Here is a 21,609-nt window from a genome sequence, read left to right on the forward strand (position 1 = left end):
TGTCGACGATGGCAAAAAACAGCTTTATCAGGTTCGCAGAAACGTTAATGATCAAGAAAGAAATGCGCGTGGTCAGTATCACAGTTCGTCTGATGATCACAGATTGTACCGGAACTATATATTTCACCGACATGCAGCTTCAGGATGGAGATCAGTTGACAGGCTATACCGTCCACACGAGCAAAATGTTAACGAAAATGCAGGAAAACGGGCAGCCAGTTCCGCCCCGGCATTATAACGGTGTGGTGCGAACAGCGGAGACTGTAATTTTATTCAACCTGGGTAAAACTTCTGCTGGCCTTGACTGCTATATCTATCCTATACAGTATATGGCCGCAGGAAGTATTGAAATATCCCAAGGTATGGGCGCGCATAAGGTAAGGTTTCTTGACTCGGTTAACGCAGGCGATGAGCTGACACTCAAGGCTTCCACCCGCCAATGCCTAAAAAACGGAAGTCAGACTCCTAAGGATGGGTTTTATCAATATTCTGCGGCATGGGACAGCAAACATACAGTGAAACTGGAAGAGAGAAAATCGGCGCGGGTGCTCTTTGAATTTCAGGAGATGCAAGAAGGCGGTGACCGGTTGTGAGGGATTATTTAAAAGGTAAGCGGTGCATGGTGTGGAGTTTTATGGGAAATGCCCGAATGTATGAAGCACTTAGAGACTACGGCGACCAATTTGATACGGTAGGCATTTTTACTTTTGAGGTTGACGCAACAGGCACAATCACTGAAACCGGTACCAGCATCAGCAGCATGCTTCCGTATATTCAGAAATGGCCGCACATTAAGTGGCTGCTCACTATTATGAATCATGGAATAGCCAATATTTTTACTGCACTTCGCAACAACGAAAACGGTGCAAAGGATAAGTTTCTTACTGAAATCATCCGAATCATGAACAAGTATCCATGGTGCGCTGGGGTAGATATTGACCTGGAGCGCGGCGGCGGTTATGAAAACAAGGATGCGGCGAATGCACTATTTAGGGATATATACAATACAGTTAAGTCTTATGATGCAACAAAGCTTGTCAACATCTGCCTGCCTGGTATGACCGGCGTTCAAGGCTCGGTGGGCGGTGAAAACTGGTGTGTTTATGCCGATCTTAACGACTATTGCGATACCGCCGCCATCATGAGCTATGGCATGGCATGGGCGGGCTCTGCTCCCGGCCCAGTATCTCCTCGTGACTGGCTTGAGGGCATATATGATTATGCTGTTTCCGTTATGTCACCCGATAAGATATTCATGGGGTTGCCTGCTTATGGCTGGAACTGGAGGATTCATGATACACCTGAAAACCTTGGAATAACCTATCGAGGGGTGTCTAATACCTACTATGCGGCAAAATACTGGATGACTGGGGTTTACAATTTCACAGGCGATGCACCGCCCCAGCCGTTTATTCCAATTGTGGCTTACTGGGATGACTATAACAAAGTACCTTGGGCTCTTCCTCATGTATATGACTATATGGAAGGGTGGGATGCTATATCCTGGGAATATCCGCTGCTAAAAGGGGTTTATAACAGGCGAAGATATTTGACAAGCTATGGCAAGGAGCAGAAAGCGGAGTTCGGAACCATTTATATTGACAGGAACGGAGTTCCGGATGAATACGAAGGAAATGTCATTATTACTGATGAGATGGCCTCACTTGGAGATGACCAGGCGTCAGCAGAGTACCGTTTTGAGATAAGAGAAGCGGGATATTACGATATTGCAGTACAGCTTTGCTTTCCTTACTGGGACAAAAATGCGATTATCGTTTCCCTTGATGGTGAATCAAAGACTTTCAGCGAGAACCGTTTATGGTGGCCATACTGGAGAAGAGTTTGCTGGTTGACACTTGCAAAAGGTGTATTTCTCCAAGAGGGAACGCATGCTGTCAGCATAAGCGGTGGTGTGCCGGGAGTCCAGTTTTACGGTTTTAGGGTTTGCAGTGGATTTTCGGAGTATCCCTTTGCCGGTGAAGCCAGCTTTATGCTCTCTCCCCGTCGGTTCAAGGATGTAAATGGTGTGATGGTTGAGCCGGATCGAGGTTTTAAACTGACCTTTGAAATGTTGCGAAGAAAACCCGACTCGGCGCTTATTTGGTATGAGGATTTTCGGGACAGGAACATCCTGCCTGAAAATTATTGGACTGTGCTGGATGGCGAATGGGATGTTTGGCAAGATCCAGACAGCACAGAAAGCCGCCCATATTCCCAGCTCGAGGGATATGGCAAACTTGCATGGAAATACGACGGGTTTTCCGACATCCATATCCGGGCAAGGCTGGCTTTCCCTCAAAATAGCAGTGGACGGGCTGGGGTGTTCCTTGGGGATATTTTCTGCTGCTTAAACTATGACACGCAAAGAGTCGAGCTTTATCAAGGTAATTCCTTGCTTGGTAGCTACTCCGCCAGTTTCTCAAAAACTGCAGATGCCGATCTTCGTGCTAATCCGAATATGTATACTATGGAGATGCGAAAACGCGGCAATAAGGTAAGAGTATATTCTGGTGCAGCTTCAACCCTGCGTTTCACAGTGAATGTAAACGGTGGTAGTGGTTATGCAGGGTACTGCTCGGACAACCGGACGGTATGCGAGCTGCTGCGGCTGGGCGATGCGTGGGTATATGAACCATACGAGCGTTTTGATGTGGAACTCCCGGATGGAACTATAACCAGCTTTGGCAGGCTTGCTCGCACTGGTGTCACGTGGGATGATGAATTTCAGGTGTTTTCAGTAAATAACGATGTGGAGGAATCGATAACTCGCAGTGAGGACATTTCGATGGATTATGACTTTTTCCACTCACAACTTTTGGCTCTTTCTTGCGGTAATGACTATGAAGTAAAGATTATACCGAAAGACATCAATATTTGGATATCCCGTCTCTTCCTCGGAGATGCAGATGGTTTTTCTATTCTGTATTATCAGGATGTGGACAGCCTTGTTTACTGGGCAAACGAAGCGGCTTATCGATGGAAACTGCGAGGTATAGCTATCTGGTCTCTTGGGCAGGAGGATATGCGGCTGTGGGAGGCGCTTCCGAAGCAAATATAGTTTAGAAGTTTTATTTATTCAGCGCTTTGCTTTAAGGCAGGGCGCTTTTTTATATGCAAAACTCAAGTTGAACGGAGGTTTAAGACAATGAAAACAGTATGGAACTGGGTACAGGCGGTTTTTACTGCTATTGGCGGATTTCTTGGCTGGTTTCTTGGAGGGCTGGATGGATTTTTATATGCACTCATCGCTTTTGTAGCCATTGACTATGTGACCGGAGTGATGTGTGCCGTTGTAGACAGAAAGCTTTCGAGTGAAGTCGGGGCCAAGGGCATCTTTAAGAAAGTGCTTATTTTTGTACTTGTAGGAGTAGGACACATCATCGACAGCCAGGTGCTCGGCAATGGCGGGGCAATCCGGACAGCGGTGATTTTCTTTTACCTGAGTAACGAGGGAATTTCAATTCTTGAGAATGCAGCACATATAGGACTGCCCATTCCTGAAAAGCTGAAGAACGCATTGGAACAACTGCATGGCCGCTCAAATGAGGAGGATGAAAAGAAATGAAGCTTTTTACTAAATACATGACGCGAAACGATTGCTATACAGCAGGCCGCAAAATCACGCCTAAAGGAATCATGGTACATTCGACAGCTGTGCCGGGTGTAATGGCGGCTGAGTGGTTTTCCCGTTGGAACAAATCTTACAAGGCCGGCGAAATAAATAGGCAGGTATGTGTACATGCTTTTGTAGACGATAAAGAGGTTTGGCAATACCTGCCTTGGGATCATCGCGGGTGGCATGCGGGAGGAGCAGCCAACAATACCCATATTGGCTTTGAAATCTGTGAGCCTGCTGGGTTTTCGTATAAATCCGGGTCGGTAATGGTGGGTTATGATGCAGCAAAGCAGGAAGATTATTTCCGTAAAGCGTGGCAGAATGCGGTTGAACTCTGCGTTATGCTCTGCAAGAAATACAGTCTTAATGAGTATGACATCATCTGCCACTCCGAAGGATATAAGCTCGGTATTGCCAGCAACCATGCTGATGTAATGCACTGGTTTCCCAAGCATGGGGAGAATATGGACACTTTCCGTAAAGCAGTAAAAAAAGCACTGGAGAACAGTACAGATACCAATACTGATATTGGAATTGGAGATATGGTGGAGTTTAAGGTCAGTGTAAAGAATTACTACCCCGGCAGTGTGGAAGTTCCAACGTGGGTCAAAAATGACTATTACCACAGGGTCACACAGACTTTATACAAAGGCAAGCCGGTCATAAAAGGCGGCAAAGAATGTGTATTGCTTGGCAAAAAGGTTAAGAAATCCGGCGGTCAAGAAATTGCAGGCATAAACACTTGGGTAGCAAAAGAAAACCTTGTAATTGTAAACAGCATTCCTGATAACAAGGGCAATAGAACCTATACAGTGCAAAAAGGCGACACCTTATGGAGAATAGCGGAAAAAGAACTCGGTAGAGGAACAAGATTTCCGGAGATTAAGAAACTCAATGGCCTGACTTCAGATACTATTTACCCCGGACAAGTTCTCAAATTGCCGGAATAACGATAAAGGACAGCCAGTCGAGGCTGTCCTAAGTTTTTATAGGAGGTGCTTTCTTGAATGATAGAGACGGCTAATCATATACCATATAACCCGCAGGAAACGAACTATACAAAGATAACACAGGAGGAAATTCAAAGAGAGGTTGATTACTGGCGGGCATACAAAATTCTGCAGAGGATGCTTAAGGCGGGACTGATTTCAGAAGAAGAATTCAACAAAATCGACAAGTTGAACCGCAAAACTTTCACGCCGATGTATGCACAGCTTATGGCCTAATTGGCTTGCTATTAGCGGCACACAGAGGTAACATGTCACATACCAAAAGGAGGTGAAAACAGTGAGAAAGGTAACGAGGATTGATGGAAACAATGCTCTCCAAGCTTTCAAGCCAAAGGTGAGGGTAGCGGCTTATTGCAGGGTTTCAACAGACAGTGATGAACAAATGGCAAGCCTGGAAGCACAAAAAGACCATTATGAATCCTATATAAAAGCAAATCCTGATTGGGAATTTGCAGGGATTTACTATGATGAAGGCATATCAGGCACAAAAAAGGAAAACCGAACTGGACTTTTGAGACTGCTTGCAGATTGTGAAAACAAGAAAATTGACTTTATTATAACCAAGTCAGTCAGCAGATTTGCCAGAAACACAACCGACTGCATTGAAATGGTGCGAAAACTTACCGATCTCGGTGTTTTCATCTATTTCGAGAAAGAGAATATAAACACCCAGCGCATGGAAGGCGAATTGGTGCTGACAATTTTGAGCAGCCTTGCAGAAAACGAGTCATTATCCATTGCAGAAAATAGTAAGTGGTCTATCAGGCGTAGGTTCCAAAACGGAACATACAAAATTTCGTACCCTCCCTATGGTTACGATTATGTGGATGGAAAGCTATTTATCAATAAAGAACAGGCTGAAATCGTAAAGCGGATTTTTTCTGAAGCTTTGGCAGGTAAAGGCACACAGAAAATTGCAGATGGGCTAAATTCCGATAAAATCCCAACAAAGAGAGGTTCATACTGGACAGCGACAACTATCCGCAGCATTTTAAGCAATGAAAAATATACTGGGGATGTCCTTCTGCAAAAAACCTATACAGATGAGAATTTTAAGCGGCATTATAATCGTGGGGAAAAAGATCAATACATGATAAAGGATCATCATGAAGCCATTATATCCCATGAGGAATTTGAAGCCGTCAAAGAAATATTGAAGCAAAGAGGTAAAGAAAAAGGCGTAATCAAGGGAAGCAGTAAATATCAAAACCGCTATCCTTTCTCGGGGAAAATCAAATGCGCAGAATGTGGCAGCAATTTTAAGCGTCGAACGCATGGCAGCGGTAACCGTAAATATATTGCCTGGTGCTGCACAAAGCATATAAAGGACGCTTCGTCTTGTTCCATGAAGTTTGTCAGAGAGGATGCAATCCATCAGGCCTTTGTTGTAATGATCAATAAGCTTATTTTCGGTCATAGATTCATTCTAAGACCATTACTACAAAGCTTAAAGAAAACAAATTACTCAGATAATATAGCAAAGATTCAAGAGCTGGAAACAAAAATCAAAGAAAATACAGAGCGGGTTCAGGTAATCATGGGACTTATGGCTAAGGGGTACCTGGAACCCGCTCTTTTTAATACACAGAAAAATGAGCTGCTTAAAGAAGCGGCTTTATTAAAAGAGCAAAGAGAAGCCATAAAACGCACAATCGATGGTAGTCAGACTATCCTCGTTGAGGTTGAAAAGCTTCTTAAATTTGCAACGAAAGCTGAAAAGCAGATTGATGCATTTGATAGTGAAATATTTGAGGATTTTATTGAAGAAATCATTGTGTTTTCACAGGAAGAAATAGGTTTCAAAATGAAATGCGGGTTGAACTTAAGGGAAAGGCTGGTGAAATAATGAGTCATATACCTTTTGGATATACCATTCAAAACGGCAGGGCTGTAATTAATGAAGAGGAAGCAGTTAAAATTAAGAAGCTATTTGAGGTCTATCTTTCCGGGCTTTCTTTAAGCGAAGCGGCGCAAAAAGTGGGTATTAAGCGTTACCACACATCTGTTGCAAGAATGCTGGCAGATAAACGGTATGTTGGGGACAAATTCTATCCGCCAATTATCAGCAGGGATATATTCGAAAAAGCACAACTGGAAAGACGCAAGCGAGCTGAGGCTTTTGGCAGGATTTATGAACATAAAGGGGATGAAAAGAAATGTCTGAATTTTAAGTTTCAATTTTCAATTCCGGATAAGCAATACAACGATCCATTTAAGCAGGCGGAGTATGCTTATAGTCTTATTAAGAGCGAGGTGATTTTAGATGACAACCAGGAATGTTACGGTAATTCCTGCCCGTAAGCGAATTGGGAATAGTGCAAAGGCCGAGGAATTGCCTAAGCTTCGGGTAGCAGCTTACTGTCGTGTTTCTACGGACAGCGAGGAGCAGGCAACCAGTTATGAAGCGCAAATTGAGCACTACACAAACTACATTAAAAGCAATCCGGAATGGGAGTTAGCTGGCATATTTGCAGATGAAGGTATTACCGGAACTAACACGAAAAAGCGCGAAGAGTTTAACCGGATGATAGAAGAATGCATGCAGGGCAAAATTGATATGATAATTACAAAATCTATCAGCCGGTTTGCAAGAAATACGCTTGACTGCCTAAAGTACATAAGGCAGCTTAAAGAAAAAAATATTCCGGTTTACTTTGAAAAGGAAAATATAAACACGCTGGATTCAAAAGGGGAAATCCTGTTGACCATTATGGCATCTTTGGCACAGCAAGAAAGCCAATCTCTAAGCCAGAATGTAAAACTGGGTATTCAATACAGATATCAGCAAGGGAAAATCCATATCAATCACAACCGGTTTCTTGGCTATACAAAGGATAAGGATGGCAATTTAGTTATCGTACCTGAAGAAGCTGAGATCGTTAAACGCATTTACAGAGAATACCTCGAAGGTTCCAGTATGCTGCAGATTGCGAGGGGTTTAGAAGCTGACGGAATTCTGACGGGGGCAGGTAATCCTAGATGGCATACCAGCACCATCAATAAGATTTTAAGGAATGAAAAATACATCGGTGATGCACTGCTGCAGAAAACCTATACTGTAGATTTTTTATCGAAGAAAAGGGTACCCAATAACGGTATTGTTCCGCAATACTATGTAGAAAACAGCCATGAGCCTATAATCCCGCGTGAAATTTTTATGCAGGTTCAGGAAGAGCTTGTCCGCAGAAGATGTGTGCATATAAGTAAGAACGGAAAGAAGAGAAACTACAGCAATAATCATCCCTTATCCCAAATGGTGTTCTGCGGCAAGTGTCATGAAGTATTCCGCAGGGTTCATTGGAATAACCGAGGGAAAAAATCCATCGTTTGGAGATGCGTCAGCAGATTGGAAAACACCGGTTTGTTTTGTACCGCTTCCACTATACTTGAAGATACTCTCAAAGAGAAGATTGTAGAAGCTATCAATATAGCCGTCAGCGGGAAAAACTCTTTCCTGGCCATACTGAAAAAGAATATTGAAACCGTATTAAACGAGGATTTGGACGAGAGTACGGCAGATATTGATAAAAGGCTGGAAGAGCTTCAAGCCGAGTTGATCCAATTGGCAAATTCAAAGGAAGCATATGATAATATTGTCAATGAGATTTACCGCTTACGGGACTTAAGGCAAGAAACCCTTTCAAGAAACGCTCTCCGTCAAGATAAGCGGGATCGGATCGCTGAGATGACGGACTTCCTTAATATGCAAACCGGTGGTATTACGGAATTTGATGATAAACTGGTTAGAAAACTAATTGAAAAGGCAACTGTATATAATGACAGGCTAGTGGTAGAGTTTAAGTCAGGGTTAGAAATAGAAGTAAACCTATAAGCTCGTATTAAGATAGCCGCCAGTAGGGGAAGAGTACTTATACTATTATAAATAACTACAGGAGACATAATTGGATTACCGATTGCGGGAGCAGAAGCAAAATGCGCTGGTTAAAAATGCAGAGCGTGAAGGAAGAAGCAGCGAATAGCTGAAATGACAGACTTCTTGAATGAACAGTCCTATGAGCTGGAGGAATATGATGAGCAACTGGTAAGGCGGCTTATTGAAAAAGTTACAGTTCACGATGACAGCATTGAGGTAGAATTTAAGTCAGGCATCGTGATTAATATAGAAATTTAAAATGAATTTGGTCGTCGATTGAGGGGAAGGACACTCTAATTGACGGCTTTTCTTGTTGGTGGATTGACATATACTAATAATACAATATAATATTATTAACAATGTTGTTGATATCGTTATTGATAAGGAGAGAATAACATGATAGATGTTAACGAGTTACTAGAAGAAGCAATCAGAGAAACTGAAAATCTGAACGAAGATGAAGTTTTTCTAGTTAAGGACTTATTTAAAGGTTACGTATGGAACAGAATACCAAGAAAGGATCGGCTTCTGCTTGGAACGCTATTTCTTAACTACGTAAATATGATGGAGGGCAGCATAAAGGCTATTGAAAAGACCTCATCCAATCAACAAAGATATAAAAAGATAAAAAGTTAGGCCGAGGAGGAAATGATTTTATGATAAATATTAATTCTTTGAATTTAAATAAGAAAATACTATTAATCGATGATGAAAAAGATATTCTAAACTTATTGGAAACTGTCCTTATAAAAGAGGGATTCAAAGAAATTTATAAAGCCGAAAATGGCAACAAAGGGATAAAATTATGCGAGGAAATTAAACCCGATATTATTGTACTTGATATTATGCTTCCGGATATTGATGGATATGAAGTTTGTAAAAGAATTAGAGAATTTAGTATGTGTCCTATAATATTTTTATCTGCAAAATCTGATGATGTTGATAAACTTTTAGGCCTAGGAATTGGCGGTGATGATTATGTTACAAAGCCTTTCAGCCCAAAGGAAATTGCTTTTAGAATAAAAGCTCACTTTAGAAGACTTGAACATATGCAGTCTAAAGTAAATGAAAGCCTAAATGATGACAAAAAAGAAGTTATAAAATTTAAGGATATAGAAGTAGACGAAAAGAAGGCAGAGGTTAAAAAGTCAGGTGCTGTCCTAAATCTAACAGCCAAGGAATATCAGTTACTGCTTTACTTGGTAAAAAACCCAAACATTATACTTAGCAAAAACTCACTGATTGAGAACATATGGGGTAGTGATTATGAAGGGTATGATAATACTCTAATGGTTCATATTAGGCATCTTAGAGAGAAAATTGAAGATGATCCTTCAAGGCCTAAATATATTACTACTTTTAAAGGTTTAGGCTACAAATTTATAAAAGGTGATTAGTATGAGAGGTAAAATAACCCTAAGTTTTTTAGGAGTGGCACTATTATCAATATTATTAATAATAGTGATAACTATTGCAGGAATCTATTATTTCTTCTTTACAAAGGATGTTATTACCACAAATTATCCTCCAAACCTCGCATTAAGTTTTAAATTATATATTGAAGAAGATGAAGACGGTATTTCAATTAGTAGGGATGGTCAAGAACTCCTAAAGGAAAATAAAGCTTGGATACAAGTACTAGATGAAAATGGAAATGAATTATATGAATTAGGTAAGCCGGTAGATGCTCCTAGTCACTATTCGCCAGCAGACATTGTCCATTACCATATGTACCCAGACACAATAGATGGCTATACATTATTTGTATCATCCGCTGGTAGTGATAGTAATTTTGATTATGTTATAGGCTTTCCTAGCACAACTATCAGTAAACACATATTTGAATACGAATCCAGCTCATCCGCAATTATTATAAAATCTATTTTGATAGCTTTTTCTATTTCTATTGCAGTATTTTTGGTTATGGGTTTTATATTTGGGAATAAGCTTACTACACCTTTGCTTTATATAATCCAAGGGGTGGATTTTTTAGCCCAAGATAAATACATTATCGACTATGAGGAAAAAGGGGTTTATGGTAAGGTGTTCAAAAGTTTAAATAAGCTTACAGAAAACTTAAGAATAAATAGGAGAGAAAGAGCAAAAATTGAAAAAATGCGGGAGGAATGGGTTGCTAACATTTCTCACGATTTAAAAACTCCCCTTTCTTCTATAAAAGGATATGCTGAGATTTTGGCAAATAAAGATTATGAAATTTCCGATAAGGAAATTGTTCAGTATTCTAATACAATTTTAAATAAAGCAAATTACATGGAAGAATTAATAGAGGAGCTAATATTGCATGAAAAATTAAAAAATAACGCTCTAGCAATTAACAAACGGAAAGGTAATCTCACTGAATTAATAAGGAGAATAATAATTGAAATATTAAACCATCCGGATTATGAAAACAGATTAATACATTTTAATCCCCAAAGTGAGAAAATAGAATTTGACTTTGATGAAAATCTTATGCGTAGGTGCATATCAAACCTTATATTTAATGCTTTAATTCATAACAGTGAAGGTACAGAAGTTGTTGTAGATATTAGAAATCAAGGTAGGATAAATATTGAAATTAGAGATAATGGAAAGGGTATTGATGAAGAGGATATAAGGAAGTTATTTAATAGATACTATAGAGGGACCAATACAGAAAGTCATAAAGGATCTGGTCTTGGGATGTCTATAGCAAAGGAAGTAATAGAAGCTCATGGAGGAAATATATTTGTTGAAAGTGAATTAGGCAAAGGGACGTCTATAAAAATAGAATTGTAATTCGTAGAAAAGGGTGGCATAAACCGAATAGCTACCTTTTTTTATTTAATTCTATTCTCTTGATTATTAAATAATTAAGGAAGAATTAAGGAAGATAAAATTCTAAATTAAGATTCGTCTTATATAGTTATATTTGTAAAAAACAAAAGTAATTAAACAGAATATTAAAGAGGAAGGTGAGGAATTTGAAACATTTAATTTCTATTGAATTCAAAAAAGCATTAAATAGGAGATTTATTATTTATAGTTTGGCTCTTATATTTTTACCACTTATTATCATTTTACCAATAATGAATGGTTCATATGTATTTCACAGGGCCATAGATGTACACGCCCAATTATTAACTAAATCACCAATACCACTATTATTTCCATTACTTTTAGTACCACTTTATGCCGGTTCTTATGCTAATGAGAAAAAAGATAATTACCTACAGTATGTAAGGCCGAGAACGATAATATCTGAATATGTATTGGCAAAGGGGATTGTTAATGCTTTTCTAACTTTATTAGTAGCGTTTCTAATGATTTTTGTTCCATTTTTATTCATTCAATATATAGATCCGATGATTGGTTATATTTATTATGAGACAGAATTTTTTAATCCTGTTTCTATAGGAACATTTGAGGTTGTTGCCCAAAATTCAGTTTTACTTTATGGCATAGTATATTCATTATGGGTGGGTATTAATGGAGCAATATATATGACTATAGCTTACTTACTTACAATATGCCTTAAAAATAAATTCGTTGCATTATCCATCCCTTTTCTGTGGTGGTTTATTATGAACTTTGTAACAGCAGTTCTATGGATAGAGAGATTTTCTCCTGTTTTCACAGTTTTTCCTTTTTCCATTACTGCACAGCCAATGTGGACAATATTTATTCCTTTTATAGTTTTAATCTTAATTATTGTAACTTTGATTGTTTATATAAAGAAAACTAGGAAGGTTTGGAATGAGTAGTATGATAAAGGTAAAAAACAGAATTATTTCGTGGAAATACTTAATTGCTGCTATCCCAATAGTCCTATACGCTTTAAGCAATAGGCAATCAATGCCATTCTTCGAAGAGCTTCATAATGTAACTGCTAACTTTTGGGATTATATATTTATGTCATTTAGTGATGTGTATTTATTATTATTTTATTTTTTTCCTTTGATTTTATTTATATCAACAGTGTATATAAATAGAACATTTGAATACATCGAGCTTATTCGCTTAGGTTCTTATAAGAAGTGGATTTTTACGAGGTTAAAGCAGTTATTTAAAATAGACATTTTCTTTATTTTAATTTTTTTAGGTTCATTAATACTAACTTCATTCAATACTTCATTTTCAATGGAATGGAGTAATGTCGGGCTAATTGATATATCAGGGAATGAAATCCTATATTATTCGCGCCATTATTTCTCTAAACCAATTATTGCGTTGCTATTACAGTTAGGGTTGTTACTATTAACAACAACAACATTTCAATTAATGTTATGTATCCTTTATGCGAGATTTAAAAAATCATCGCTATTACATCTGTTAAATGGATTATTGTATTTATACGGCTCAATTAGTTTTAAAGTGTTTCCACCTTCAATGAAATTAGTAATGATGCCTAATTATTTAAGTTTATTTCATGGAGTTGCTTCTTTTGATAGTATAATGATTCCGTTTGTAATAGTAATTTCTGTTTTATTGATCTTAATATTTATAGCTAATAATATAGATCGAAATTACAGAAATAGTAAAAATTATTTAGTAAAAAACTTACCTGTGTTAGTATATGGGCTACTCTGCCTGATGGGAATTTTGTTTCACATAAGTAAACATGCAAATAAGGAATTGACAATTTGGGACGGTTTTATAGTTACATTTATGGGAACCACCAATGAAATATTTTCCCTTATCTCCTTCGCATTTTATATAGTAGTTTTTGTAGGGGCAGTATACTTTGTTCAACTACGATTACAAAGATATTTATCAGAGATGAGTTATTATACCATGATAAGATACCGCTCTATGAATAAATGGTTTTTAAGCTGGTTCCCGGGAATCTTGAAAACAATAATGATACTTCTACTAACACTACTTGCTGGAACAATATCTATAGCGTTGCTAAAAGGATACTCTATTATTGTCCCTGAGAATTTATTTGAAATCCTATATCATTTTATTGTAAATGGATTTTTACAACTTCTCTTTTATGTGATTTTCGTTATCATTGTATCATTTGCAACGAAGGATGTATTTAAAAGTTTTATAACCCTTTTGACGCTAACGGTATTTATGTTCCCAGGTTTCAGACTAAACGATCTAGTACCAGTGGGATTAAATAGCATGGGATATGTACTTGAAGGGCATTCAGTTTTTTTAATATCAATAAAATTAGCAGTTTATATTGCAATTGAAGTAGTAGTTTTACAATATCTCTTTAATAAAAAAGACTACATTGTATAAAAAGGAAAGGTGAGTAATGATGAGTTTAATAGAATTAAGAAATGTAAGTAAATCATTTAAAGGATTATCTTTGTTTGAGAATCTATCGGTATCCTTTGAAAAAGGAAAAATTTATGGAATAGTTGGCCATAATGGTTCTGGAAAATCAGTGCTTTTTAAGATGATGTGCGGTTTTGTTTTTCCAGATCAAGGAAGTGTTATTGTAAATGGTGAAGAGCTTGGAAAGAATAAAAGATTTCCCGAAAATTTTGGAATCATTATAGATAAGCCAGGATACTTAGGTGACAAAACTGGCTTTGAAAACTTGAGATATCTGGCCGATATACAAAACAAGATATCTGATGAAAAGATAAAAGAAATTTTGGAAAAGGTAGGACTTAGTCATACTATAATGCAAAAGGTTAAGAACTATTCACTTGGAATGAAGCAAAAATTAGCTATTGCGCAAGCAATCATGGAGGATCAGGAAATATTATTACTTGATGAACCTTTTAATGGTTTAGACGTTGATAGCGTAGAGAATATTAGGGATTTGCTAAAAAGTTTAAATAACCAAGGAAAAACAATTTTTTTAACCAGTCATAATAACGAGGATATAGATATTCTTTGTGATCATGTGTTCAGGGTAAGAAATTATTCCTTGGAACAGCTGAAATAATATTATGGATATGTTCCCGCCTACCGATAGTGCCAAAAAGGCGGTGGATATGTTTCCAAGAACGGACATACTCAAATGACATTCATTCTATCCTCTCAAGCCATGTTGAGTGCGTGGTATTGATGTCAAGGGTTGAGAAGTAGGGGTATTCAAAACACTGATAAATAAAGGGTTTCCAGACATTAGGTTTTTCTCACGGTTACTTTGCCGGAAGAGATAATGTCAGGAAACCCTTATTTTTATTGTTTGCGGTAACATATCAACTGCCTTGAAAGTGATAGGGTTGAGTTGATAGGTTAGATATTTTAACAGGGTTGAGTTGACAGGATAGATGTTTAATTTAGCTCAATTACCTTCAATGTTTTCTATTTTTTTCAATGATACCCCGTCTTTCGTTTTCCATTCTACCAGTCCATTTACATGGCCCCCGATGACAAAAGCAGCAGCATATGATGGACTACGGAATAAGATATTTTCTTGAAGAATTCCATTTTCATCTATTTTGGCTCTTTGCCTACGTTCTTTAATACCTGGCGGAATACTCTCAGAATCTATGGTTTCAATATGACTACCTTGTAAGACAACAAAGCCTTCGTTTGTACGCTTACAGCTTGCCTCAATTACTTGTCCGCTCTTACGACTTTTTCGTTTCATAAAGAGAAGTAATTCTTCTTCAGAAACCTCCTCAGTGATAGCTGCTTGAGGTTTATCTGTTAGAGGTTCAAATAATTTGTGTCCAAGAGCTCCCATTACAATCTTAGCGTAATCAATGAACTCTTCAAGTTCACTTTCTTTTTCCTCAGTTATATTTCCGGGAGAAGGATCATTTCCGTTCTTAACCACATACCGGTTTGCCTCTACTGCAAGCCCACAAAAACGATTCTCAAGATAACTTATCTCTGTGGGACCAAAGGAGTTATTGGACGTAGTAAATACAACAGCCTCTGTCCAATAATCCTTATCTGGATTTCGCTTGTGCTCTATCAACCGACAGAGAAGACCCTCCCCATTTTTCCGTACACCAGCTTGGCCAATATACACCATATTGTCGTCTGTTTGATCGGAAGTGCCAAATAAGAAGTAAACACCGCTCTGTGATAAATCTTCGCGTCCCTTGCACTTATCTAGTTCTGTGCGTGGTATTTTGTAAGCCACGCCTGTCCAATTAGCAAGAGTACACTTTATTCTACCATTTGGTGTGCCATCCATTAAAAATAAATTAATACTTTTTCCTCGTGTAGCCATAATTAACCTCCTCTCAAGGAATTAAGCTAATCCGCATATTTTTTGAAGTTTTCCGCTTGTTCTAATACTTGCTCAAATACTTCTTCATCCCATTCAGGAGGATAACCGTTTTCGTATAAAAGAATAGTCAGGTCCATATTTAGTTGATTTTTTATATCGTCCCGAGTAGACCAGTCTGCATATTGAGCCTTATCATCGACAAGCTCTTTTATTTTCTTAGCAAGAATAAGGCATTTTTCATCTTCATACTTAAACTGATGCTCATCTCGCACTTTAACCAGGATATCAAAGAAAGCCTTTTCTTCAAAGGTAATTCCAAGTTTTTCAAAAGAAGTCTTATCATTTTGTAGATCTTGAAGAATTTTAATGAGTTCATCAGATAATCCGTTAATAAACTCTTCAACAACCTCACTAGTAAACACTAGTTTATCTCTATTGTTATACTTTTCTACTACTTTTTTCAATCTTTCATCAAATGCTATAGCCTTAATCTTATTTGTCTTTCCATAACTTGCTATAGCTTTTCTTAAAAGTTTAAGTAATGCGTTAAACTTAGAAATTGGTAGATTGATATCATCTAACTGTTTTTGAAATTCTTCGCTGAACACATCTATTGATTTATCTGCGTTAATAATATTTTCGACACCTGTGCAGGTAATAGCATCTTGTACCATTTTTTCAACCACACGATTCATAGTTTCTGCATCAGGAGTATTACCCTTTGTTTGTTTATATATTATTGACCGGATAGCAAGATAAAATTGTGCCTTAGTTATTTCTTCATCGGTTAACTCACCCGAAGGAAAGCATATTTCATAGGCTGCCTTTAGTTTTCGTGATAAATCCATAAAACGTGTCTCAAGCTCTTTACTTAACTGCACAAACTCTGAAGCTTCATTTAAGCAAATTAGTCTTTCAAGTGGGGTGCCATGGTAGAATTTATCAACTTTAAATCCGTGTAAAATACTATCAATTAGGGATAAATGATTTCTGAAAACGGAAAGTGATATTTTTATTTCATCGATTGGACTTTCCTGGGGCCCGCCATATATTTTTATAGCTTTAAGCATATCTTCTTTAATACCTATATAATCAACTACCAAGCCTTTATCTTTTCCTTCAAATACACGATTAACACGAGAAATTGTTTGAATTAAAGTATGTTTTTGGATGGGTTTATCAATATACATCACAGAAAGTGATGGAACATCAAAACCGGTGATCCACATATCAACAACGATGGCAATTTTAAAGTTAGAATCATTATTTTTAAACTGTTTGTCCAGCTTTGCTCTATATTCTTTGCTACCACAGAGATCAAATAGTTCCTTTTCATCATTATCACCTTGTGTAGCAACAAGTTTAATCTTTTCAAGAGGAATCAGTTTATCAAGCTGTTCTTCAGATAAAAGCGATTCATCTTCTGCTTTTTTAGGAATATTCCAGTCAGGACGCAGGGCAATAATCTCTTTATATAGGCTGAATGCAAGCTTTCTATCAGCACAAACAATCATTGCTTTTTGAACTATGGCAGGCTTCTCATTACACAAAGCCTCATAATGATTAACTATATCTGCTGCTAATCTCTTTAAACGATCCGGGTGACCAAGAAGTTGACGCATTTTGCTCATAGCTCGTTTGCTTTCTTCAACTTGCTCAGGATTAGCACCATTATTAGTACATTTATCGTAATAGGCTTGAATTTCTTTTGCTTGCTCTTCAGATAAAATTACCCTTGCAAGGCGGGGCTCATAAGCGATGCGTACCGTAATACCGTCATCGCTAGATTCTTTCATTGTATAGCTATCGACCACATCACCAAATACTGCTAAAGTCTCATCTATCGGAGTTCCAGTAAAACCGCAATAGGTTGCATTGGGGAAAGAATCCCGCAAATATTTGGCAAAACCAAACGTTGTCGTAATGCCTTTTTCGGTGATTTTTAACTTTGAGCCAGTGTTAGTCTGTGTTCTATGTGCTTCATCAGAAATACAAATTATGTTATTTCGATCAGAGATAAGCCCTGTTGATTCACAGAATTTTTGAATAGTTGTTATATATACACCACCGCTGACAGCACTACCCAAAGCCTCTTTTAAATCTTTTCGGCTTTCAATGCTACGCACATTTTTTTCATGCAAATAACGTTTTGATGCTTCGAATAATTCTGAAGTTTGAGTGTCTAGATCTTCACGGTCAGTAATTATAATGACAGTGGGATTATTAAAAATTTCGCGCTCCCTTAATACCAATAATCTTGAAAGAAACAACATTGTGTATGTTTTCCCACAACCTGTAGCGCCAAAGTATGTTCCACCTTTGCCGTCACCATGTGGTCGAAGGTGTTTTTTTATACTTTCAAATATCTTATTTGCTGCAAAGAACTGTGGGTAACGGGTTATAATTGCAATATCTTTCTTGCTTTCATCTGGATAATATACAAAATCTCGTAGTATGGCTGTAATTCTTTCAATAGCAAAGGCACCTTTAATCATTGTGAACAATGAACTAATACCATTTGAAACTTTTTCATTATCATTTGCTTTGTTCCAAGCATAATAGTACTCATATGGTGTAAAAATGCTCCCAAGTTTATTGTTTGCGCCATCTGATATAACTGATAAAAAGCAATATTTCATGAGCTTAGGGATATCTCGAGAATATCTTTTGTGTATTTGCTCCCAGGCATCATAGATAGTTGTATCTTCTTTTATTGCAGACTTAAACTCAAAAATTGCAACAGGTATACCGTTAATAAATAATAATAAATCGGGACGACGTAGACGGCTGCCTTGAATGGAAAGCTGATTTACAACTTTGTAGCTGTTATTGGAGGTATTTTCAAAGTCAATGTAATTCACATGAAGAGCTAATTTGGTAGGATCGTCACGTTGAAAATCGAAACCTTCATTAATAAGCCAAAAAGCCTCTCTATTTCCTTGATACAAAGGCTCAGAGGGAATCAGTTTAATTCGACTTATAATCTTTCCAATCTCACTTTCAGTTAAAAATTCATTTGCGTATTTTTTTTTAAGATATGCTCTTAAGTCATCCTCAATTAGCACATCTTCTAACCGTCTGTGTAAGGTATCGCCACAAACATAGGAATAACCTTGTTCAACTAAGAGTTCTATAATGGCTTTTTCTAGTTGTTCTTCGGTGAATTGTCCGTTTAAAAAGCTTAAATTCATATCTTCACTACCTCCATTCTTTATATTTTTTCAGCTTCCTCCAATGAGCCTTTTATCAGTATAGGGTATATATTTTTCATCAGTAATTTGATCTTTTCATTAATCTCTTTTCGTTTAATGTATGCATTATATATGTTTACAATTGATTGCTGTATCTTAATATCAGGGATAGGAATTTTAACTTCTTTAAAATCATCCCACGCAAAAGTTTCCCTAGCTGAACCCCACGAATTATACCGTGCATATCGGTCAAATTCAGAGCGATTAAAAAACAATTTTAGATAGCTTGGCAGTAGTTCGTCCTTATTTATAACTTCAAAAACAACATAACTAGATGAAACAATATAAGTATCAGGAGATCCATTATGTGCTATAGATATTTTCTCTCCATTTCTTGAAGTTACTGTAACATATGAAAATGCGTCTGGTTCAACCAATAAATATGAATTTAGAGAGACACCTTTCATATCAGCCTTTGTTTCAATAAATTCCTTGTTGATTGAAATTCCTTTTACATTTTTAAGACCGTATTTTAGTTCGTTATTTGTTTTATTACATAATGAAATATAATTTCCAATGGCCTTGTGAGGATGCGTTTTCGCAAGTTGCTCAATATACGTATCACAAGTGAGTTTTAAATCTTCAAGTCCCTTTTCGTAAACTTTTTGATTTTCCTGCATAGCATTAAAAACATTCACATATTTCTGTTGTATTTCGATAGGTGGTAAGTTAATTTCTATGTCGCAAAACCTGTTCCAATCTAGATTTCCTCTAATTGAAGAGTCAGTACAGAACCATGCGTATCTGTCAAATCCAGGCGATGACATTATCATATAAAAATATTCTTTTAATATTACATTTTCTTTACTAATTCGAAATACAAAATATGCTGGAGAGACGACCAATTCCTCATTAGTATTGTTCAGAGCAACAGGAATTTTTTTATCACGTCCAACGTGCATTAGATTAAATGCAAAACAATTAGGTGGAACAACTGAATAATTAGATGTATCCTTGCCTACATTTCGTGATGGGATAAACTGTTTATCAATATTTATACCCATAACATTTTCGAAATTCGCTATACCGCATTTGATGGATACCGGTTCAACAAATTCTCCTATTTTATATTTAGTCAATCCCATAGCCAATCCCCCTAAATGCAGCTTCAAGCATAGCTTGAGATTTTTTTTCTTCCTGCAAGATCTCTTTCATTTCTTGCTGTATACGAGTCATTTCTTTCTGATAATCTATCTCTAAATCGTGGTCAATAAACTCAATATACTTACTAGGCACTAAAGAGTAATCATGAGCTCTAATATCTTCAAGTTTTGCCGATTTACAAAGTTCAGGGACATCGGAGTAATTTATCCCTGTTTGCCAGTTGTTATAAATTGTTTTGATTTTTGTAATCTGTTCATCATCAAACATTACAAATTTCTTTTCATAAACATTTTGATTCCAACAGCGAAGGTCCATAAATAATATTTCATTTTGTCTATCTCTGAGCTCACGACCATTTAAGTTTCGAGCTTTTTTATTATTATTGATAATCCAAAGAGTTACTGAAATATCTGTTGAGTAAAACATTTCTCGAGGTAACACAATAATAGTTTCCACTTTATCATTCTCAATAAGCTGTTTACGAATTTTGTATTCTTCACCATCAGCATTCAGTGCACCGTTTGCGAGTAGAAATCCAGCAATACCATTTGTCACATCAAGCTTTGATAACATATGTAAAATCCAGGCATAATTTGCATTTGATGCAGGAGGGAGACCGTAACCTTTCCATCGATAATCGTCAGTAAGCTCATTTTCTCCACGCCATTTTTTGAGATTGAATGGAGGATTTGCCATGATATAATCAACTTTAGCATCTTTATGTTGATCATCAAGGAAAGTCGATGTTGCAACTTTACCTAGATCATAAGAGATTCCGCGGATTGCAAGGTTCATTTTTGCCAATCGCCATGTATCAGGGTTTGATTCTTGACCAATGACTGAAATTTTCAACTTATTTCCATTATGTCTCTCAACAAACTTTATAGACTGAACAAACATACCACCTGAACCACAACAAGGGTCATATACTCGTCCGTTGTATGGTTCTATAAGCTCTGCTATTAATTTTACAATGCTTGCAGGTGTATAAAATTCACCTTTTTCAGCACCAGTTCCAGAGTCAATAGCAAATAATTGTAGGAAGTACTCGTAAACTCTACCTATCAGATCTTTATCTTCAAACTTTTTATCATCAATTTTATTAATTTCATCAATTAAGCCTTTAAGAGCAGTTGCTCTTACGTTTGAAGTAGAATAAAAGTTCTGGGGTAAAGCCCCTTTAAGAGAGGGGTTTTCTTCTTCAATATCAGCCATTGCTTTGTCTAAAATCAATGCAATTTCATCAGAGCTTGCATTCTTAACAATGTACGACCATCTTGACGTTTCATTTAAGTAAAACACATTTTCTGAAAGATAAAATGATGGCTTCTCAAGGAATACAGGGACATCTCCATATTTTTCTTTGATTTCTTTTCTTCTTTTCTCAAATTTATCACCAGCAAATTTTAAGAAAACAAGACCCATTACAGCGTCACGATTTTTTTCATTGCTTCCTATAGTTCCTCTGAGAGCGTTTCGACAGTTCATTAATATTCTATAGTTTTGCACAAAAGAAAGCCCTTAAAGTTCCTTAAAGTTTCACCTTAGCACTGTTATGAAGCAATAGAAAGTATAGCATCTTTTACGGACGTATTTTTCTCTACTTCTTGATCTAATGCGGT

Annotated in this window: 19 protein-coding genes; 15 read left to right on the plus strand and 4 right to left on the minus strand. The window is 37.0% G+C overall.

Annotation, left to right across the window (positions count from 1 at the left end):
• Positions 1–8 precede the first annotated feature (8 nt).
• From AN619_RS08935 to AN619_RS09005, 15 genes are all read left to right on the plus strand, one after another.
• Positions 9–593: a hypothetical protein gene (locus AN619_RS08935; protein ID WP_068556371.1), complete on the plus strand. Its 585-nt coding sequence runs from the start codon at positions 9–11 to the stop codon at positions 591–593.
• Complete coding sequence (locus AN619_RS08940; RefSeq protein WP_068556372.1) at positions 590–3,058, plus strand: glycosyl hydrolase family 18 protein; 2,469 nt, start codon at positions 590–592, stop codon at positions 3,056–3,058. Before AN619_RS08935 ends, AN619_RS08940 begins: the two co-directional genes overlap by 4 nt.
• Positions 3,059–3,145: 87 nt before the next feature.
• Positions 3,146–3,565, plus strand: a complete 420-nt coding sequence (locus tag AN619_RS08945) for a phage holin family protein (RefSeq protein ID WP_068556373.1) — start codon at positions 3,146–3,148, stop codon at positions 3,563–3,565.
• Complete coding sequence (locus AN619_RS08950) at positions 3,562–4,566, plus strand: N-acetylmuramoyl-L-alanine amidase (RefSeq protein ID WP_068556374.1); 1,005 nt, start codon at positions 3,562–3,564, stop codon at positions 4,564–4,566. Before AN619_RS08945 ends, AN619_RS08950 begins: the two co-directional genes overlap by 4 nt.
• Positions 4,567–4,623: 57 nt before the next feature.
• Positions 4,624–4,842, plus strand: coding sequence for an SHOCT domain-containing protein (locus AN619_RS08955; protein WP_068556375.1), 219 nt, complete (start codon positions 4,624–4,626; stop codon positions 4,840–4,842).
• Positions 4,843–4,903: 61 nt separating this feature from the next.
• Positions 4,904–6,472 carry a recombinase family protein gene (locus AN619_RS08960; protein ID WP_068556376.1) on the plus strand — a complete coding sequence of 523 codons (1,569 nt, stop codon included), beginning with the start codon at positions 4,904–4,906 and terminating at the stop codon, positions 6,470–6,472.
• A complete protein-coding gene (locus AN619_RS08965) occupies positions 6,472–6,927 on the plus strand; it encodes a recombinase family protein (protein WP_068556377.1) in 456 nt (151 codons plus the stop codon). Before AN619_RS08960 ends, AN619_RS08965 begins: the two co-directional genes overlap by 1 nt.
• On the plus strand, positions 6,890–8,458 hold the full coding sequence (locus AN619_RS08970; RefSeq protein WP_068556378.1) for a recombinase family protein: 1,569 nt from the start codon (positions 6,890–6,892) through the stop codon (positions 8,456–8,458). The genes AN619_RS08965 and AN619_RS08970 overlap by 38 nt, the downstream gene beginning before the upstream one ends.
• Before the next feature lie 153 nt (positions 8,459–8,611).
• On the plus strand, positions 8,612–8,758 hold the full coding sequence (locus AN619_RS08975; protein ID WP_068556379.1) for an integrase: 147 nt from the start codon (positions 8,612–8,614) through the stop codon (positions 8,756–8,758).
• A 138-nt stretch (positions 8,759–8,896) separates the two neighbouring features.
• The gene (locus tag AN619_RS08980) at positions 8,897–9,136 is read left to right on the plus strand and encodes a single-stranded DNA-binding protein (protein ID WP_066067925.1); all 240 of its coding nucleotides are present in this window, start codon (positions 8,897–8,899) and stop codon (positions 9,134–9,136) included.
• A gap of 20 nt (positions 9,137–9,156) precedes the next feature.
• A complete protein-coding gene (locus AN619_RS08985) occupies positions 9,157–9,897 on the plus strand; it encodes a response regulator transcription factor (RefSeq protein ID WP_066067927.1) in 741 nt (246 codons plus the stop codon).
• 1 nt (position 9,898) lies between these two features.
• Positions 9,899–11,278 carry a sensor histidine kinase gene (locus AN619_RS08990; protein ID WP_066067929.1) on the plus strand — a complete coding sequence of 460 codons (1,380 nt, stop codon included), beginning with the start codon at positions 9,899–9,901 and terminating at the stop codon, positions 11,276–11,278.
• Between the two features lie 185 nt (positions 11,279–11,463).
• The gene (locus AN619_RS08995) at positions 11,464–12,243 is read left to right on the plus strand and encodes a hypothetical protein (RefSeq protein WP_066067932.1); all 780 of its coding nucleotides are present in this window, start codon (positions 11,464–11,466) and stop codon (positions 12,241–12,243) included.
• Positions 12,236–13,729 (plus strand): hypothetical protein, encoded by a 1,494-nt coding sequence (locus AN619_RS09000; RefSeq protein ID WP_066067936.1) that lies wholly within the window; start codon positions 12,236–12,238, stop codon positions 13,727–13,729. Before AN619_RS08995 ends, AN619_RS09000 begins: the two co-directional genes overlap by 8 nt.
• A gap of 19 nt (positions 13,730–13,748) precedes the next feature.
• Entirely contained in the window at positions 13,749–14,387 is a 639-nt protein-coding gene (locus AN619_RS09005) for an ABC transporter ATP-binding protein (protein ID WP_066067939.1), read from the plus strand.
• Positions 14,388–14,732: 345 nt separating this feature from the next.
• On the opposite strand, the gene AN619_RS09010 is transcribed toward AN619_RS09005, so the two are convergent.
• The 4 genes from AN619_RS09010 to AN619_RS09025 are packed head-to-tail and all read right to left on the minus strand — an operon-like array spanning position 14,733 to position 21,496.
• Complete coding sequence (locus AN619_RS09010) at positions 14,733–15,632, minus strand: GIY-YIG nuclease family protein (protein WP_068556380.1); 900 nt, start codon at positions 15,630–15,632, stop codon at positions 14,733–14,735.
• Between the two features lie 26 nt (positions 15,633–15,658).
• A complete protein-coding gene (locus AN619_RS09015) occupies positions 15,659–18,823 on the minus strand; it encodes a type I restriction endonuclease subunit R (protein WP_068556381.1) in 3,165 nt (1,054 codons plus the stop codon).
• A gap of 20 nt (positions 18,824–18,843) precedes the next feature.
• Complete coding sequence (locus tag AN619_RS09020) at positions 18,844–19,968, minus strand: restriction endonuclease subunit S (protein WP_068556382.1); 1,125 nt, start codon at positions 19,966–19,968, stop codon at positions 18,844–18,846.
• Positions 19,955–21,496, minus strand: a complete 1,542-nt coding sequence (locus tag AN619_RS09025) for a type I restriction-modification system subunit M (protein WP_330382061.1) — start codon at positions 21,494–21,496, stop codon at positions 19,955–19,957. The genes AN619_RS09020 and AN619_RS09025 overlap by 14 nt, the downstream gene beginning before the upstream one ends.
• Positions 21,497–21,609: the final 113 nt, after the last annotated feature.

It is taken from the genome of Thermotalea metallivorans (assembly GCF_001562415.1).
GTDB classification, from domain to species: Bacteria; Bacillota; Clostridia; order Peptostreptococcales; family Thermotaleaceae; genus Thermotalea; species Thermotalea metallivorans.

Bases quoted from the DNA above. Each gene is read 5' to 3' on its own strand.
- AN619_RS09010 (WP_068556380.1), bottom strand. From the start codon at position 15,632: ATGGCTACACGAGGAAAAAGTATTAATTTATTTTTAATGGATGGCACA.
- AN619_RS09000 (WP_066067936.1), top strand. From the start codon at position 12,236: ATGAGTAGTATGATAAAGGTAAAAAACAGAATTATTTCGTGGAAATAC.
- AN619_RS09015 (WP_068556381.1), bottom strand. From the start codon at position 18,823: ATGAATTTAAGCTTTTTAAACGGACAATTCACCGAAGAACAACTAGAA.
- AN619_RS08935 (WP_068556371.1), top strand. From the start codon at position 9: ATGGCAAAAAACAGCTTTATCAGGTTCGCAGAAACGTTAATGATCAAG.
- AN619_RS08955 (WP_068556375.1), top strand. From the start codon at position 4,624: ATGATAGAGACGGCTAATCATATACCATATAACCCGCAGGAAACGAAC.
- AN619_RS08990 (WP_066067929.1), top strand. From the start codon at position 9,899: ATGAGAGGTAAAATAACCCTAAGTTTTTTAGGAGTGGCACTATTATCA.
- AN619_RS08975 (WP_068556379.1), top strand. From the start codon at position 8,612: ATGACAGACTTCTTGAATGAACAGTCCTATGAGCTGGAGGAATATGAT.
- AN619_RS08945 (WP_068556373.1), top strand. From the start codon at position 3,146: ATGAAAACAGTATGGAACTGGGTACAGGCGGTTTTTACTGCTATTGGC.
- AN619_RS08950 (WP_068556374.1), top strand. From the start codon at position 3,562: ATGAAGCTTTTTACTAAATACATGACGCGAAACGATTGCTATACAGCA.
- AN619_RS09020 (WP_068556382.1), bottom strand. From the start codon at position 19,968: ATGGGATTGACTAAATATAAAATAGGAGAATTTGTTGAACCGGTATCC.
- AN619_RS08980 (WP_066067925.1), top strand. From the start codon at position 8,897: ATGATAGATGTTAACGAGTTACTAGAAGAAGCAATCAGAGAAACTGAA.
- AN619_RS08970 (WP_068556378.1), top strand. From the start codon at position 6,890: ATGACAACCAGGAATGTTACGGTAATTCCTGCCCGTAAGCGAATTGGG.
- AN619_RS09005 (WP_066067939.1), top strand. From the start codon at position 13,749: ATGAGTTTAATAGAATTAAGAAATGTAAGTAAATCATTTAAAGGATTA.
- AN619_RS08965 (WP_068556377.1), top strand. From the start codon at position 6,472: ATGAGTCATATACCTTTTGGATATACCATTCAAAACGGCAGGGCTGTA.
- AN619_RS08985 (WP_066067927.1), top strand. From the start codon at position 9,157: ATGATAAATATTAATTCTTTGAATTTAAATAAGAAAATACTATTAATC.